Annotated in this window: 17 protein-coding genes; 3 read left to right on the top strand and 14 right to left on the bottom strand. The window is 52.8% G+C overall.

Annotated elements, in window-relative coordinates:
* Positions 1 to 54 precede the first annotated feature (54 nt).
* The 3 genes from U6B65_10890 to U6B65_10880 form a co-directional block, all read right to left on the bottom strand.
* The gene (locus U6B65_10890; GenBank protein ID WRS26831.1) at positions 55 to 561 is read right to left on the bottom strand and encodes a 4Fe-4S single cluster domain-containing protein; all 507 of its coding nucleotides are present in this window, start codon (positions 559 to 561) and stop codon (positions 55 to 57) included.
* Positions 562 to 2,916, bottom strand: coding sequence for an anaerobic ribonucleoside triphosphate reductase (locus tag U6B65_10885; protein ID WRS26830.1), 2,355 nt, complete (start codon positions 2,914 to 2,916; stop codon positions 562 to 564). It abuts the gene before it with no gap.
* Between the two features lie 619 nt (positions 2,917 to 3,535).
* A complete protein-coding gene (locus U6B65_10880; GenBank protein WRS26829.1) occupies positions 3,536 to 4,774 on the bottom strand; it encodes an IS110 family transposase in 1,239 nt (412 codons plus the stop codon).
* Positions 4,775 to 5,061: 287 nt separating this feature from the next.
* On the opposite strand from U6B65_10880, the gene U6B65_10875 reads away from it, so the two are divergent.
* The gene (locus tag U6B65_10875; protein ID WRS26828.1) at positions 5,062 to 5,211 is read left to right on the top strand and encodes a hypothetical protein; all 150 of its coding nucleotides are present in this window, start codon (positions 5,062 to 5,064) and stop codon (positions 5,209 to 5,211) included.
* Positions 5,177 to 5,383 carry a hypothetical protein gene (locus U6B65_10870; protein ID WRS26827.1) on the top strand — a complete coding sequence of 69 codons (207 nt, stop codon included), beginning with the start codon at positions 5,177 to 5,179 and terminating at the stop codon, positions 5,381 to 5,383. The genes U6B65_10875 and U6B65_10870 overlap by 35 nt, the downstream gene beginning before the upstream one ends.
* A 327-nt stretch (positions 5,384 to 5,710) precedes the next feature.
* Here U6B65_10870 and U6B65_10865 read toward each other — a convergent pair whose 3' ends face one another.
* The 11 genes from U6B65_10865 to U6B65_10815 all read right to left on the bottom strand — a co-directional run bounded on the left by U6B65_10865 (position 5,711) and on the right by U6B65_10815 (position 15,864).
* The gene (locus tag U6B65_10865; protein WRS26826.1) at positions 5,711 to 7,114 is read right to left on the bottom strand and encodes an oxaloacetate decarboxylase subunit alpha; all 1,404 of its coding nucleotides are present in this window, start codon (positions 7,112 to 7,114) and stop codon (positions 5,711 to 5,713) included.
* Positions 7,115 to 7,142: 28 nt separating this feature from the next.
* Positions 7,143 to 7,556, bottom strand: coding sequence for a biotin/lipoyl-containing protein (locus tag U6B65_10860; protein WRS26825.1), 414 nt, complete (start codon positions 7,554 to 7,556; stop codon positions 7,143 to 7,145).
* Between the two features lie 73 nt (positions 7,557 to 7,629).
* Positions 7,630 to 9,039: a carboxyl transferase domain-containing protein gene (locus U6B65_10855; protein WRS26824.1), complete on the bottom strand. Its 1,410-nt coding sequence runs from the start codon at positions 9,037 to 9,039 to the stop codon at positions 7,630 to 7,632.
* A gap of 590 nt (positions 9,040 to 9,629) precedes the next feature.
* Positions 9,630 to 10,010 carry a hypothetical protein gene (locus tag U6B65_10850; GenBank protein WRS26823.1) on the bottom strand — a complete coding sequence of 127 codons (381 nt, stop codon included), beginning with the start codon at positions 10,008 to 10,010 and terminating at the stop codon, positions 9,630 to 9,632.
* A gap of 14 nt (positions 10,011 to 10,024) precedes the next feature.
* Positions 10,025 to 10,960, bottom strand: a complete 936-nt coding sequence (locus tag U6B65_10845; protein WRS26822.1) for a pseudouridine synthase — start codon at positions 10,958 to 10,960, stop codon at positions 10,025 to 10,027.
* A gap of 366 nt (positions 10,961 to 11,326) precedes the next feature.
* Complete coding sequence (locus U6B65_10840) at positions 11,327 to 12,493, bottom strand: D-alanyl-D-alanine carboxypeptidase family protein (protein ID WRS26821.1); 1,167 nt, start codon at positions 12,491 to 12,493, stop codon at positions 11,327 to 11,329.
* Between the two features lie 151 nt (positions 12,494 to 12,644).
* The gene (gene ytfJ / locus U6B65_10835; protein WRS26820.1) at positions 12,645 to 13,046 is read right to left on the bottom strand and encodes a GerW family sporulation protein; all 402 of its coding nucleotides are present in this window, start codon (positions 13,044 to 13,046) and stop codon (positions 12,645 to 12,647) included.
* Positions 13,015 to 13,689: a hypothetical protein gene (locus U6B65_10830; GenBank protein ID WRS26819.1), complete on the bottom strand. Its 675-nt coding sequence runs from the start codon at positions 13,687 to 13,689 to the stop codon at positions 13,015 to 13,017. The genes ytfJ and U6B65_10830 overlap by 32 nt, the downstream gene beginning before the upstream one ends.
* Positions 13,690 to 13,713: 24 nt before the next feature.
* Positions 13,714 to 14,289, bottom strand: a complete 576-nt coding sequence (scpB, locus tag U6B65_10825) for an SMC-Scp complex subunit ScpB (protein WRS26818.1) — start codon at positions 14,287 to 14,289, stop codon at positions 13,714 to 13,716.
* 178 nt (positions 14,290 to 14,467) lie between these two features.
* On the bottom strand, positions 14,468 to 15,181 hold the full coding sequence (locus tag U6B65_10820) for a segregation/condensation protein A (GenBank protein ID WRS26817.1): 714 nt from the start codon (positions 15,179 to 15,181) through the stop codon (positions 14,468 to 14,470).
* A complete protein-coding gene (locus tag U6B65_10815; protein ID WRS26816.1) occupies positions 15,181 to 15,864 on the bottom strand; it encodes a site-2 protease family protein in 684 nt (227 codons plus the stop codon). Before U6B65_10815 ends, U6B65_10820 begins: the two co-directional genes overlap by 1 nt.
* Before the next feature lie 501 nt (positions 15,865 to 16,365).
* Between U6B65_10815 and rpmB the strand changes: the two genes are divergently transcribed.
* On the top strand, positions 16,366 to 16,554 hold the full coding sequence (rpmB, locus tag U6B65_10810; protein WRS26815.1) for a 50S ribosomal protein L28: 189 nt from the start codon (positions 16,366 to 16,368) through the stop codon (positions 16,552 to 16,554).
* The last annotated feature ends 134 nt before the right edge of the window (positions 16,555 to 16,688 follow it).

Genomic DNA, 16,688 nt, shown 5'->3' with positions numbered 1-16,688 from the left:
ACCCAAAGAAAAAGCGCCCGCCCAGTCAGGCAGACGCTTTTCGTTTTCTGCAATTTACAGCTCGGTATGCTCCACAATGCCGGCCTCCCGGATGCGGTTCATATCCAGAATGCGCTGGTTCCCACTGCCCCGAAAAGGCAGGCTCAAAGAGCGCTGCTCCAACAGGAAGGGGCCATCCACCAGATAATCCAGCAGTTCCAACAGTTGGCCGATTTCCGGCTGGGCCTTGCTCATCTCCAACAGCTGCTCATAGGTATAACCGGTATACGCCATCAGACCCAGCCCCCGCTCTTTGACAGCCCGGGCAATAAGCAGGCATTCCCGCGGCTGGGCAAAGGGCTCCCCTCCGCTAAGAGTCACCCCTGCCAAGAGTGGGTTTTTATCGATGTGCTCCAGAATCCGGTCAATGGGGCAGTCATAGCCGCCTTCCGGGTCATGGCTCTCCGGGTTGTGGCAGCCGGGGCAGCGGTGGGGGCAGCCTTGGGTAAAGACCGTGAACCGCAGGCCCGGCCCATCCACAATAGACTGCTGAACCACACCATAAAGTCGTATGCTTTCCAACTAAATCCGCTCCACTTCACCATCGAGAGAATGCTTAACCCGATCATGTTCCTCAGAACGCTTTGCATTGTTGAAGCGTTCCAAAGTGCCTACCAGATAGCCGGTGATCCGGCGAATACGCTGGATCGGCTGGCCGCCATCGCTCTCTGTGCGTCCGCAGCCGGGGCACTGGTCGTTGATGATGCCGTTGTAGCCGCATTCCGGGTCACGGTCAATGGGATGGTTAATGGAACCATACCCGATACCAGTTTCCTTCATAAACCGTACAACACTTTCAAAGGCATCCAAATTCTGGGTGGGATCGCCATCCAGCTCCACATAGGTGATGTGTCCGCCATTGGTCAGCGCATGGTAAGGCGCCTCCAGACGAATCTTATCGTAGGCAGTGATATCAAAATACACCGGCACATGGAAAGAGTTGGTGTAGTATTCCCTCTCGGTTACACCGGGGATAGAACCGAATTTGCGGCGGTCGATGCCCACAAAACGTCCGGAAAGGCCCTCGGCAGGGGTAGCAATCAGGGAATAGTTCATGCCGGTTTCTTTGGTGAAACGGTCGCAGCTCTTGCGCATGAAGCCCACAATATCGATACCCAGATTCTGAGCCTCCTGGGATTCGCCGTGGTGCTTGCCAATGAGTGCCTTGAGGCATTCGGCAAGACCGATAAAGCCCACGGTCAAGGTGCCGTGCTTAAGAACCTCACCCACTGTATCATCGGGAGAAAGCTTGTCGGAATCCATCCACACACCCTGCCCCATAAGGAAGGGGAAGTTGCGCACGGTTTTCTGGGCGATGATTTTATAACGATCCATCAGCTGCTGGGAAACCAAAACCAGCTTGCGCTCCAGCTCCTCAAAGAAAAAGTCAATGTTGCCGTTGGCCTTGATGGCAATACGGGGCAGATTGATGGAGGTAAAGCTCAGGTTTCCCCGGCCATCCACAATCTGACGGGAGGGATCGTAGCTGTTGGCAATAACCCGGGTGCGGCAGCCCATATAGGCACATTCGGTTGCGGGGTTGCCGGGCTTGTAATACTGGAGGTTAAAGGGGGCATCCAAGAACGAGAAATTGGGGAACAGCCGCTTGGCAGAAACCTTGCAGGCCATTTTAAACAACTCGTAGTTGGGGTCCTCAGGGTTGTAGTTGATGCCTTCCTTGACCTTGAAGATGTGAATGGGGAAAATGGCAGTCTCGCCGTTGCCAAGCCCGGATTCGGTAGCGCCCAGAATGCTTTCGATCACAAGGCGGCCCTCCGGGGAGGTATCGGTGCCATAGTTGATGGAGCTAAAGGGAATCTGCGCACCAGCACGGGAATGCATGGTGTTCAGGTTATGCACCAGTGCCTCCATGGCCTGATAGGTGTTGCGGCGGATTTCCCGGCAGCTATACCGATAGGTAAAGCTTTGGATTTTTTCAGCGATTTCCTGACTGGTCAACTGGCAAAGAAGTTCAAGCTCCGCTTCCCGGTAGCCGTTGTTATCGGCCATAATGGGCGAGCAGCCAGCAGTCTTTTCCACAGAGGTGACAATCTCCACGGATTTAGCGGCACAGTCCCCGGAAAAATCGGCCAGAAGCTCCAGCGCCTTCTCCAGATTCTTGATGTACAGGCGGCGATAGGTCTTCTTGACCCCCTTGGACATGGCATAATCAAAGTTGGGGATGCTCTGCCCGCCGTGCTGGTCATTCTGGTTGGACTGAATGGCAATACAAGCAAGGGCTGCATAGCTCTGAATATCGTTGGGCTCACGGATATAACCGTGGCCGGTGGAAAAACCGCCCTCAAAGAGCTTATCAATGTCGATCTGGCAGCAGGTGGTGGTCAGGGTCAAAAAATCCATATCATGAATATGAATATCGCCCTCAATGTGGGCCTTGGAATGCTGAGGGTCCAGAATGAACATCTCATAGAACTGCTTGGCGCCCTCAGAGCCGTATTTCAGCATAGTGCCCATGGCGGTGTTGCCGTCTATGTTGGCGTTTTCACGCTTAATGTCGTTTTCAGATGCATCCTTAAAGGTCAAATCCTCATATACTTTCATGAGGCGGGTGTTCATTTCCCGCACACGGGTCCGCTCAGCCCGATAAAGAATAAACTCTTTTGCCGTGCGGGCGTGGCCGCTTTCAATCAAAACCTTTTCCACCGCATCCTGAATCATCTCCACAGTGGGGGTGGTTTCGCCCAGAGTTTCGGCTACATATTCCTCCACCTCTGCGGCAAGGTTCTTCGCAGTCTCTTTATCGGTGCCGCCCAGAGAATTGGCGGCCTTAAAAATAGCATCCGCTATCTTGCCCTGATCAAAAAAAACGGTTCTGCCATCCCGCTTTACTATGGATTTTATCGCTGTCTTCACCATATCGTCTCTCCTCACTTAGCACATATACAGTATTAATATTTGGGGAAAACACAATATCTTGTGTTTTTAGTCTAATGCTTATTTTAGTATGCCCGGCCGCTTTTGTCAATGGCTTTTTTCACTAAAAAAATAAGAATCTTTCGACAGCATATTTTTCCAAAAAGGTTGTGCATCATTTTTTATGAGACAGCATATACTGTAGGAAGGCTCCAAAACACAGCCCAAAGCAGCCCTTTGGCGGGATTTTAACCGGTATTTGGCCGGTATTTGCCGCCTTTTCGCATTTTTGAAAAAAGCTTGTCTAAACTTGTCCGCTTCTGCGGTGGAGCAGAAGAAATTGTGCCGAATTTTCATATACACCCTTATCGCTTTAAAGAGGCAGCACATACCGCCCCGGAACCGGGGCTTGCTCTTGCGTTTTCAGCATTTAGGCTGTCAAACCAGCATAGCCCGCGGAAAATCCGGCGCAAAAAACTATAAAAACCTGCTTTTGCAGATTTTCACTGTAAAGCCTGCAAATAAGAAGTCAATAGGAAAATGAAGAAAAACAGCAACGCGAAAAGGTGGAACACTAATAGGCCGCCGCCAGTAGCGCCGACCAAAGCTATGCGGAACGAGTTTAGCGAGATAGCCCAGTGGAATCCATATCCACAGGCTTGTCCAGAGTATTCATGTATTCCTTTACCCTGCCGTAGTAAATACGCAGGAATTTGTTACAGCCAGCGGTCATGTAGACATGATAGGGCTTACCCTCGGCTCGTTTTTTGTTCAAAAACTGAAACACAGGGTCGTCTGGGGGCGCTTTTTGCAGCAGGATTGTCATGAGGATAAAGAGCGTCTTTCGCAGTTCCGGAGAGCCCCGCTTTGACGAACGCGTGCTTTTCGCCTCGTAGCTTCCGGACTGGTTTGCGCCCGGGTCAACCCCTGCAAAGGCCGTCAAGGAGCCCTTGTGTGCAAAGCGGCGAACATCGCCAATCTCCGCCATAAGCTGCGGCCCGAGAGATTTTCCGGCACCATACAACCCCATAACCACTTCGTATTCAGGAAGCTCCTGTGCGAGCCGGTTCATCTCCGCGCGGAACACCTCCACGGTTTTGGAAACGGTACCCAGTTGTGTAATTGCTTCCTGCACCATCACTTTGGACAGCGGATTTTTCGGCAGCATGGCAATCAGTTCTTTCGCTTCCGCGTGAATCTGGGCAGCTTTGGCGGTACTGAAATTGTATCCGTGCCGCTTGCACCACTTGCGGTAACGCTCCACGAAGGAGATCTGTCCTATACCCCTTACGCAGTCCACGTGCCAGAAGGACGCGGCGAAATCCACCCACTTCTGGCTGCCATCCGCACGAACGGGGCTTTCAAAGAGGGCGTTGACTCCGGGGTAGGTCTGGTCAAGCAGGGCAATGAGATTGTTCTTCAGCGCCGTCTTGTTCTTGGTGTACAGACCATATTGCCGGTTCATGCTTTTCAGTTGGTAGCGAATCGTATCCATAGGAGTATGTTGGCGCAATTCGGCCCAGTTGTCAAGGCCATACCGGGCAATCTTGAGCGCATCCGCTTTGTCCGTCTTGACCTTACGGAGCGAGTTATTCCCGTATTCCTTGATGAGCAGCGGATTGACCGCACTGACAAAAACTCCGGCGTCATGCAGCATCTGGGCCACCGGTTCATAGTACCGCCCCGTGTGTTCCAGAACCACCCGCGTCTCGCCCTCCAGACTTTTCAGCCGCTTTGTCAGCTCGCTGAGTTCACTGGAGGTGTGGCGTACCTCATAGGGCTTTGCCACCAGCTCCCCAAAGGGACGAAGAACCGACACCATGCTTTTCCCTTTGGAAATATCTATCCCGACTGCGTTCATAACCCCACGCTCCCATCACAGATTTACAATTGGCGTACCATCCTTTTCTCACTGCCGATTCTATCTGTTTGATGACACGAACGCGCCGGATGGCGGCTCTACCTGCACAAATCGAACGCTGCGAGCGAGAGGATGACTGACTGACTTTTCAACGGACGCGAAGTCCTTGGAGATAACCGCCAGGCCTATTGTCCTCTCATTCTATCAGCTTAGGCAATGAAATGGATAATGGCGCAACTGGATGCTGCGCCACCAACCAAATATATAGTAACAGGAGATGTTGATAAATGGCAGCTTACATGAAAAGGAATACTCCCTCCGGCGGATCACCCCTTCCCGATTCTTCGGGAGACTTAGAGCATTGGCTTTCGGTCTCCGGCGATCTGGATGACTTCATATTTTATGAGCAGGATGATAAAACCCAAAGCGAGCGCTGAGCGGAGAGGGTGTTTCCTCTCCGCTTACTTTTCTTTTTTAGAAAAAAAGAAAAGTAAGCAAAAGAAAAAACAATTCAAACACGCCCGCTCAATTGCCTGTTACAAAAAAGAAAAGTTAAAAAAGCCAGTGAAGAAAGCTTTGCCTGCCGCCAGAGACGGCTTTTTTCTTTGATGACTTTCTTTTTCAGCCAAAAAGAAAGTCATTGCCTGCACGGTATAAGTGCGACCGAAACTGAACAAAATATAGATTGCTTAATTTCGGCTTTGGGGGTACCAAGGGGGATCTCCCCCTTGGCGATTCTTTGCATCCTTTCTCATCGTGGAGAAAGGATGTGCCAGCCGCACGGCATGAGTGCGGGAGTGACACCTTTAATCCTTGTTAAAATACAGAAAAAGCCGTTAGGGGAAAAAGAAGGAACGGGCTCACCGGCCAAAGCCGGAAAGCACCGTCCCTTTTTTGATTCAAAGGGGCAACAAACCCCTTTGGGAGATACAGGGGTTAAACGGGATGCACAGCGTTTTTGCTGTCAGCATGAGCGCTGTCCACACCATATTTGGCGTTGCGGCGAGCCTCAAAGAATTTAGGCGCAACCTGCGGGAACTGAGCCAGAGTGAGAACATCCTCCTCCTGCTCGTAAAACTCCATGGGGAACTCAGCCTGAAGCTTTTTCAGCTCCGGCTCCAGCAAATCGGCAGGACGGCACTCAATGGGCTTGTCATCCCCGATAATCTTCTTGCGGAACGCAGGGTCTACTGGAGCAGGGGTACGGCCGTAATCGCCGCGGACAAGCCCCTTAAACTCGTTGGAAACCATTTTATACCGCTCGCCGGTGATGACATTCAGCACAGCCTGTGTGCCTACAATCTGAGAAGTGGGAGTAACCAGAGGGGGGTAACCGCTGTCCTTACGAACATTGGGGATCTCGTTGAGAACATCCTCCAGCTGGTTCTCCTTGCCAGCCTGCTTCAGCTGGGAAACCAGATTGGAAAGCATGCCGCCCGGCACCTGATAAAGCAGCGTGTTGGCATCCACGCCCAGCAGCTTGGGGTCCAGAAGGCCGCTGGCCAGATACTTATCCCGCAGCTTGGCGGCAAAGGCCCGCACATCATTAAGCTTGTGCAGATCCAGGCCGGTATCATAGGGAGTGCCCCGCAAGGCCGCTACCATGGATTCGGTGGCGCTGTGGCTGGTGCCCAGAGCCAGCGGAGAAATAGCAGTATCAATGCCATCCACGCCCGCCTCAATGGCTTTCAGGCAGGCCATAGAAGCAAGACCGGAGGTATAGTGGGTATGCAGCTGGATGGGGATTTTCACCGTTTCTTTCAGAGCCTTCACCAGATCAAAAGCCATGGTGGGGGTGACAAGACCGGCCATATCCTTGATGCAGATGGAATTGGCGCCGGTATCTTCCAGCGTTTTGGCGTATTTTACGAAATATTCCAGATTGTGCACCGGGCTGAGGGTGTAGCAGATACAGCCCTGCACATGAGCGCCTTCCTTGATGGTGGCCTTGATGGCCGTTTCAAGGTTGCGGATATCGTTGAGAGCATCAAAAATACGCAGAATATCAATGCCGTTGGCTACGCTGCGCTGGATGAAATATTCCACCGCATCGTCGGCATAATGGCGATAGCCCAGCATATTCTGGCCCCGGAAAAGCATTTGGAGCTTGGTGGTGGGCAAATATTTGCGGAAAATACGCAGCCGCTCCCAGGGATCCTCATTCAAAAAACGAATGCAGGAATCAAAGGTTGCGCCGCCCCAAACCTCGGCGGAATAATAGCCTACAGCTTCCACCGCTTCCAGCATGGGACGAATCTCATCCATAGTCATACGGGTGGCGATGAGGGACTGCTGGCCGTCACGCAGGGCAAGCTCGGTGATTTTTACTTTTTGTGCCATAACGTCAGGCTCCTTTCCCTTGGCCAAACTAATTCAGGGAGATGAGTAGAGCACCCACCTCAACCGATGCACCCTTATCCACATGAACACCGGCTACAGTGCCATTGTCGGGGGCTACAATTTCGTTTTCCATTTTCATGGCTTCCAGTATGCAAAGTGCCTGGCCCTTGGTGACTTGCTCGCCAACCGAAACCTTCACATCCAGAATGGCGCCGGGCATGGGCGAAGTGATCTTGACAGAACCGGTGACACCGCCAGAGGCCGGTGCAGCAGCAGGGGCGGCCGCAGGAGCCGGAGCAGGTGCTGCGGGAGCGGCGGCGGGGGCAGGAGCCGCTGCTGCAGGAGCAGGCGCAGCCATTACAGGAGCGGGGGCGTTGGCATCCAGTTCCTGTGCCTCCACATAGTAGCTTTTTCCGTTGACTGTTATATTAAACCGTTTCATTTAGGGAGCCTCCTTTTTTTGTGTGAGGGGCGGTTTTCCGCCCTATCGTTTTGGGTCTTGGAAAAACCGCTCTTTACAGAGGCAGGTTGCTGTGTTTTTTGGGGAGGGTATGCACCCGCTTGGAGGAAAGCACCTCCAAGGTGGAAATCAAATAATCCCGGGTGGCTTCGGGAGCCAGCACAGAATCAATAAAGCACTGGGCAGCCGCATTCAGAGGAGAAGCTTCGTTTGCCAAATATTCTTCCTCCACCTGCTGGCGGGACTTCTCAGCGGTAATCCGGTCACCGTGAAGCAGAGCCACCGCAGCCGAGGGAGGCAGGGCGGAGATGCTGGCGCCGGGCCATGCAGCGGTATAATCGGCATTGGCAGCATGGGAAGCAAGGGTAATATAAGCCGCGCCATAAGCGGCACCGGTGATCACCGCAATCTTGGCGGTGGTGGCTTCGGCATAGATATGCCCCAATCTGGCCATATCGCGAACCGAGCCGGCCAGCTCAGCTACAGAGGAAGGTGCAAAGCCGGGGGTATTTACAAGAGTGATAACCGGAACTTGGAAAGCATCGCAGACACTGACCAGCTTGGCCATTTTAGCACAGTCATCCGAGGTGAGAGCTGCTCCCTTGGTGGCGACAAAGCCACAGGAAAGCCCACCCACAGCGGCCATAGCGGTATAGGCACCCGAGCCGAAATCCGCCATCAGCTCAAGGGCACTGCCCGCATCGGTCAGGCTCTCAACCAGAGCGGCGGCGTTGGCAGGGTCAGCAAGGCCGGCGCTGTCGCCAGCGGCGGTGGATTCAAAAACAGCCGGAGCAGCCAGATTGTTCAGGGGCAGTGTGCAAACCAGGCGGCGGGCGTTTTCAATGGCAGCCTGCTCATCCTCACAGACAAGATGGGCAAGGCCGGCTTTTGCAGCGGCAGCAGCAGAGCCTGCCTCCGGTGCGCCCATGCCGGCGGATTGAGCGATAGCAGGAGGTGTGAGGAAAAACTCAGCATCCTTGCTCATCACCACAAAGTCTGCGTTGGCGGCAACCAGTGCGGAGGTTCCTCCGCAGGTTCCCAGAACCAGTGAAAGCTGTGGAACAACGCCGGAAAGGGTGCTGGCCAAATGCAGCATCTCACCGTAGGCATCCAGCGCTTCGACCCCTTCGTCCAGACGAAGACCCTTGGAATCAAAAATACCGATTACAGGGGCGCCGGTTTTCAGGGCAACCTCATAAATCCGGGCAATGCGGCGGCCGTGAATCCGGCCAACAGCACCGCCTGTCTGCGTACTATCCTGAGCAAATGCATAGGCAGGACCACCCATAATGGTACCGTATCCGGTAACCACGCCACAGGGCTGACCTTTTACGCCGGCCAGTGTATCCATTTCCACAAAGGAATCAGGATCAAACAGCAGCTCAAGCCGCCGCCGAGCCGGTGTTGCTTCCTGCGCCTGCGCCAAAGCAGCCGCAAGAGCGTTTTCTTTTGTAAGTCCGCTCATTGGTTTTCCTCCAATCTCCAACCGATTTATACGAATTCCGCAAAGGAATATTCATAACTCTTTATGGTTTAAATCGGTGATTGGCTCCTTTAACGCCCAAGCTCACCGATATTATGACCCATCAGGGCCTTTGCAACGAAACGACACCAATTTATATTTTACAACACTTTCCTGCAAATAACAAGGCTTTCAGGCTCTGCAAATAACATTATCTGCATCAGATTGCTGCGATAACCATAGCTTTTTCACTGAAGATAAAAAGCACCCGGCAAAGAACCCCCTCAATGTAATTTTCATAGCTTTTCCAGACAAAAAAATACCCTTTGCAGAAAAGCAAAGGGGGGGGACTTCGTCCCTTTTGTCGGGCTTAAGCTGATTAAAAGCATTCTCTTTGCACACGATGGCAGAACCAAGGGAAAAGAAGGCCGCCTCTTTTCCCTGCTGGAGGCTGGAGGGGGTTCATGGGGGAACTCGTTCCCCCATGAGGCGCTTCGTGGCTGTAGCATGCGGAAGCCACCTGTGCATTTTCCACAGAAAATGCAGTTATACTATAGCCCTAAAAGCAGCTTTCTTTTGCTTGCCTTCTCTTTTTACAGCTCACAGTTTTTGTATTTGCTGAAAAAATTATGAATATTAAAAACGCTGGAACGAGGAAGATTAAGCTTCTCCAATAAGGAATAAGCGCTTTCCAAAAAGCCAACACCCAACACACCGTTGATAATTCCATGCTCGGCGGCATAATTAAGCCCTGCCCGCAGCACCCCATCCAGCAGCCAATGATCCTCCGGCTGGGTGGTGCGATAAGCCACCGCCTCAATGCGGTCGCCCTGCATTTCAAAAAGAGCAGCGCCAAGCTCCTCTCCCCGGTTCATTGCCTGATAAATAAAGAAGGCGCCGCTGTAAACACGTCCGCTTGCCCGGCAGAACGCCGCCACAGGCTGAACCTCCAGACAGGGTTTGATTTCCAGCATGTTTTTTCCTCCCCTTACTTTTCCCGGGGTGTCCGGCTCCGGCTGCTGGAGCGCTCCCCGGATCGATAACCGGTGCTCCGGCCGCTTCTTTCGTCAAAAGCCCTTTTGGCAGGCTTGGCCTTGCCCCAGCTCCCTGTGCGGCTGGCGGGGTCACTTTCTCTGGCAATGGCCAGCTTCTCTTCATTGCGGCGGGCTTCGGCCCGGTTGCTTGCCTTGGTCAGGGAATTGCGCAGAGCAGTCAGCTCGGAGGGTTTCAGCTCCCGCCATTGGCCGGGCTGTAGCATTCCCAGCTGAAGAGGCCCCACAGAAATGCGCTTCAGGCGGGCAACCTCAACACCCACAGCCTCGCACATTTTGCGAATCTGGCGGTTGCGTCCTTCATAGATGGTCATGAGCATGACCACACGGCCCGGCTCATTGGAAAGCACATGCACCTGAGCGGGCAGAGTCTTTTTCCCATCGATCTCCACACCGGTAGAAAGATGAATAATCTGCTCTTCTGTGATGGAAGGCCGAATGGTAACCCGATAGGTTTTGGCGATGCCGCTGCCCGGATGCATCACTGCATTGGCCAAAGCACCGTCATTGGTGAACAGCAAAAGTCCTTCGCTGATTTTATCCAGCCTGCCCACAGGGTATACACGCTGGTTAACCCCGGTGAGCAAATCGGTGACACACCGCCGCCCCAGTTCATCGCTGGTGGTGGTTACATAGCCACGGGGCTTGTTGAGCATAATGTATAATTTTTCTTCCTGACCCGCCTTGGCCAGCTTGAGGTTAACCCCATCCAGCGCCACAATATCCTTGCGGGTGTTGATTTTCTGGCCTAAGGTGCAGGGGTGCCCATTAACGGTAATGCGCCCCTTGGTGATGGCATCCTCCGCAGCGCGACGAGACATAATGCCGTTTTCGGACAGAACCTTTTGTATGCGGATTCCGCCTTTATCCATAGTTTTGTACTTCCTTTTCCTAAGAGTAATTTGTTTTGTATTTTCTATTTATCTTGATATCCACCGGAGATTTTATCTCATACGGCGGATTTAGACAGTAAAAAGTGCTTCCGTTTTTAATCAAAACTCTTTTTTCTAGATTCCACCAAGCGAAGCTTTGAAACTTGGTGCTCATGCCGTGCCGGACACACACTTTCTTTTTATCTAAAAAAGAAAATTATCAAAGAAAAAACTTCTCTGATGACAACTCAGCCCACGCCATCGAGATTAAAGGCCCCTATTTTTCTAAGTTGCGCCCGACGAAAGAGGCGAAGCCTCTTTTAGAGGAACTATTATTGGTTTTTCTTTTGCTAACTTCTCTTTTTTTCAAAAAGAAAAGTTAGATTTGAAGCGTTCCCAGAGGCTGCGCTTTTCTTTATAAGGATGAAGCAGTGGAACATCCTGAGAAGCCGTAAGAGTGATGGTGCAGATTTCGGTTCCATCCAGCGTAACCGTGGCATAGCCCACTGTCTGCCCCTTGGTTACAGGCGCATACAAAAAAGGCTGGGTAGTAGTCACCTTATATTCAATCCGGCTGCTGCCGTCGGCATTAACCGGAACCTGAATGGGCTGTGTTGGGGCGGAGGTCACTTGATTCTGGGCACCACCGGCCACATAAAGCCGGGCCCGCGGAATCCCTGCGGATAAATCCTCCACTTGCAGCTTTTCAAAATAGGTATCAAACAAATGCCTGTGGGTGTTCCAATCATCGGGACAGTTGAGGGTGACTGTGATCAGCTCCACACCGTTACGCTCCGCCGCCGAAACAAGGCATCGGCCGGATTTTTTGGTAAAGCCGGTCTTAACCCCCATGGCACCTTCATAATAGTTGAGCATCTTATTGTGGTTGGTCAACCAGCGGTCATAGGGCGGGTTGCCATACTGGGTGCGCATACGATATTGGGAGCAAATGGCCGAAAAGGTCTCGTTGCGCAATGCCTCCCGGGCTAAAAGTGCCATATCGTAGGCTGTGGAATAATGGGTTGCACCATCCAAACCGGAGGGGGTGTCAAAATGGGTATTGGTCATTCCCAGCTCAGTGGCCCGCTGGTTCATCATTTCCACAAAGGCAGGAACCGAACCGGCGATCCGCACGGCTGCTGCGTTGGCGGCATCGTTACCCGAGGCCAGCAGCATGCCCACGGCCAGCGATTCAAGAGAAACCATATCCCCTTCCTGCAGCCCCATGGAGGAACCCTCCACCAAAATAGCGGTGGAATCCACCTTAAAATAAACCTCTGTGTTGGATTGCTCCAGCGCAATCAAAGCGGTCATAATTTTGGTGGTGCTGGCAATGGGCAGCTTTTCCTGCGCATTCTGGTCAAAGAGAACCCGTCCTGTTTGGGCCTCCATCACCACTGCGGCCTTGGCCCCCACCGAAAAGCCTGTACTGACAGGGCTTTCCATAGGCTCCGCCGCTGAGGCCGGGAAAACACCGGCCCACCATATTAATGCCGCCGTCAAACAGGCAAAGAGAGTGCGTTTTTTTCCCATAGTCAGCTCCCCTATGCTTCAATGCATTTCCTCAAAAAGGCCACAAATCACGGCCCTATATAATTGAAGTATATTAATGGGTGAGCCGGCTTAGACTATCCCGGCGCAAAAACGGCTTTTCCATGCCAAAAACAGACAGGCCATGGGGCTTCTAGGCTTGGGAATCCTTTTTATCGGAGGGCTTCTCTTTTTTGAACAGGTCAGTTACCTTATCAATAAGGCCGGGAACCGAGTTGACAATGCGGTCGGCTGTGTTATCGGCGGTCTGCATCTGCAACAGCTCCACCCGGCCGCCGCTGATGACCAGAAAGGCCAGAGGCTGGATGGTAACCCCGCCGCCGGTTCCTGCACCGAAGCCCTCGGAGGTTTTAAAGGGAAGATCGGAGCCGCCGGTTCCATACCCGAAGGAAACCTTGGAGATGGGAATGATGACGATACCCTCAGCTGTTGTGATGGGGTCGCCCACAATGGTGTTGACATCCACCAGAGTTCGGAGGTTCTGCAGAGCGCTGGCGGTAAAATCATTGATTGGATGCGGTTGTTGCTGGCTCATGTTTTTTGGCACCACCTTTTGATTTTTTCGGGAGGCCTTCCTCCCGGATGTATGTGATTAAAAAGGAAGCCGCCGCTCTCAGCAGAACCAAGGGCGTGATCTTGATGCGGGCGGCAAAATCCACAGCAGTTTCGGGAGCGAAAAAATCCACTTCAACGGTAATCTCCGGCTCCCGAGGGGAAAGCAGGCGATCCAGCAGGGGCAAAGCGGCGCTGAGTGCGGCACACCACCGGCCATAGGCCTCCCCAATCTGGTGAGCATCCTCCCCGCCGGCGATCACCTCCAGCGCAAAGCGCTCAAGGCGCAGTCCACTCCAGAAAATAGCCATGGCCTGTTTGGAGCAGCGCACCACACCCCATATTTTTTGAATGGTATCCCACAGGGCCGAAAGCTTTTTTTCGGATTTGGGCTTTTTCTCAGGCTCAGCCTTTTCCTCTTTTTTGTAATCCCGGCGCAGGGTGCGCTTGAGGCGGCGCTGCTCCCGTTTGGCAAGACCCTCCGGCGAAAAATCAAAGCGGATGAAAAGATACTGGGCCAGCCCCCCTGCTTCCTGTTCCCGGTACCAGAGGCTCACCTGAATGGGAGAAAGCAGCAGAAAGGCAAACAGGGCAACAATTCCCAACAGGATAACCAGCGCTGTCATTTCCCGGCTCCTCCCCCGCTTTTTCTATTCAATCTCAAAAAAATCGATCTGCCCCGGAAGCTGAGCCTCATCCTCCGGCTCCTCATCGGGCAGGCTGGGAACCGTGGGAAGCTGCTCCAGTGATTCCATGCCAAAGCTTCGTAAAAAGTTGGGCGTGGTTTTATAGGCCAGCGGCTTGCCCGGAATCTGCAATCGCCCGGCCTCCATAATCAGGCCCTTCTCCACCAGCGAGCGCATAACCGAAGAGCAATCCACCCCTCGAACCTGATCCACAAAGGCCCGGGTTACCGGCTGGTTATAGGCCACAATGGCCAGAACCTCCAGCGCCGCCTGAGAAAGAGGTGCACTCCGGCGAATTTCCAGCGCCGCCCGGATCACAGGCGCAAAATCCGGCCGGGTGCACAATTGGTAAGCGCCATCCATAAAAACAATATCGAAGGGGCTTTCCTCCCGGTCATAGCGGTCGGCAATCCTATTGACTAAATTTTTGACTGTTTTTTCCTCAATATCCAGTGCAAGCGCAATTTTTTCCCCTTCCAGCGGATCACCGGCGGCGAAAAGAATGGCTTCCACGTTGCGTTCCATCCGTTCAATCTGCAAAGCTTGTCCCTCATCTTTTTATGGTTGGTTGAATTTTTGAGCGAATGCACAGCCATTGGCACAGTGCCCTCCTGCGAAGGCCGCCTGCCCCGCCGGCAAAGCCGGCGCTCCGCAAGACCTTTGGCCTTTGCGGAGTTTTCCACAGAGCCTAGTGTGCTCTGTGGAAAAGGCAGGCGGCTCAGCGGCGGCGAGGCTTGGAGAGAACCTCTCCCTCCCGTACCACAATGCGCTGGGAATGCACCAGCTCCAGCAGAGCCAAAAAGGTGGCCACCATGCCGCTGCGGCCGCCGCTTTTCTCAAAAAGCTCCCCCATAGGCACCTTTTCCCGGCGGCGCAAGGCCCGCAGAACGGTAAAGATTTTGGAGGTAACGCTGACCATGGGGTGTGCCACCAACGGGCGGAAGGTTTCCTCCGGCGGCGGGCGGCGGCGGGCCTCACGGCCTACCGCATCGGCATAGGCATCAAACAGCACCCCCCGCGGATGCACCAGCGTATAGGTCTGATCCACCGGCAGCGGCATAGGCTCCCGAACAAACAGGTCAGAGGCAAGGTTCCTCTCCCCCAACAGCCGGGCCACCGCCTTGCACAGGCGAAGCTCCAACAGCTGGCCGGTCAGCTCCTGCTGCAAGCGCTGGTTTTCTTCCTCATGGCGAGGCAGAAGAGAAACGGTTTTCATATAAACAAGGCGGCTGGCCATTTCCAGAAATTCACTGGCAACATCCAGATCCTGTTCCTTCATCTGCTCGATGGCCGCCAGATACTGGGCCAGCAGGGCGGATATCTCAATATTAAAAATATCCATCTTATGGCGGGTGATCAGCACCAGAAGCAAATCCAGCGGGCCTTCAAACTCCGCCACCCGGAATTGCAGCTCTTCCATGGGGCCGGGCATCAGCGCAGTCTCCCCACCAGCAGATCGAGAGGCAGAGTCAGCCAATTAAGCAGGTCTAAAATGTAGCCGGAAAGAATCCGCAATGGAATGCTCAGAATTCCGGTCATCATCAGAAGAATCAGTATGACATAAATCACCCGCTCATAGCGCATCAGGCTCCAATAAAGCTTGGAAGGCAGAACCGCCGAAAAAATCCGGGAGCCATCCAGCGGCGGAATGGGCAGCAGATTGAACACCGCCAGATACAGGTTGATGCTGATCACAAGGCTCAGCACACTCCCAAGGCCAGCGGCGGCCCGATAAAACCGGGGGTCAAAAGAACCCTCAAAGGCAAGGAGCAGCTTAAAGCAAACCAAAGCGATAAAGGACATGAGCACATTGGCTCCCGGCCCGGCCAAAGAGGATAAGGCCATCCCCCATTTGGGCTTTTTAAAATTGCGGGCATCAATGCTCACCGGTTTTGCCCAGCCGAAGCCGAAAAGCAAAAGGGCAATGCTGCCCATTGGGTCCAGATGGGCAAAGGGATTCAGGGTCAGGCGGCCCTGACAGCGGGGTGTGGGGTCGCCCAGCCGGTCGGCTACAAAGCCATGGGCAAATTCATGCACCGGCAGCGCCGTGAAAATCACCAGCACACGAACAAAGGTTGTAAAAAGCTGATCCTGCATATTACCGCCCAGCAGCATGTTTTCACGCCCCTTTCTTTTTATGGTTGGCATATGCCAGTTGTTGCATAGCATACCAGTCTGAAGACAAACTGGCCTTTGGCATAAAACTGTTGTAGTTTTAATGGGTAATTCTTCCGAAGTCCAATTGATTTGGACACAGGAATACCATTTTTTGTACCGAAAGGCACAATCTAGGGAAAATATAGTGGCATCCAACGCCCCCCATAGAGGGTGCAGGCTTTTTTCTACACCCTCATTATAAAGGGAAAGCCCCTAAAAAACAAGGCTTCGAGACGTGGAACAGGTCATTCAAAGAAGATTTTTCAGATATTTTGGGGGATTTTTTGCGGAAATCAAAAGAAACTGCTTGCATTTTTTCAAAAAGTTTGCTAGAATAGCTCTGTTGACCTTTTGTCCGTGCTGATTAAGCTGGCAAAGGACTTATTTTGATCTCGAATGAATCTGCGGCCTTCGGATGTTTTTTCGGTGGAGCCGCTTATGCTAAAGGAGGTGCAGATAATGGCTAAATGCGATATTTGCGGAAAAGGTGTTTCTTTTGGAATTAAAGTTTCTCACTCTCACCGCAGGAGTAATCGGACTTGGAAACCCAATGTGAAACGTGTCAAAGCAGTTGTGAACGGTTCACCTTGTCACATCCACGCCTGCACCCGGTGCCTCCGTTCCGACAAGGTTGTCAGAGCGGTCTAAGGCTTGCGGAATTTTCTCAATTTGTTTGAAGAACCCGTCGGGATATTCCCGGCGGGTTTTTTGATTTTTATAAAAAAGCAACTCTCCCCTTGACATTTGTCGGCGCCTGTGATAGACTTACGACAATTTGGAGT

It is taken from the genome of Oscillospiraceae bacterium MB08-C2-2, from assembly GCA_035621215.1.
In the GTDB taxonomy this organism is placed as follows: Bacteria; Bacillota; Clostridia; order Oscillospirales; family Ruminococcaceae; genus WRAV01.
This window is presented reverse-complemented; position numbering and strand designations above follow the sequence as displayed.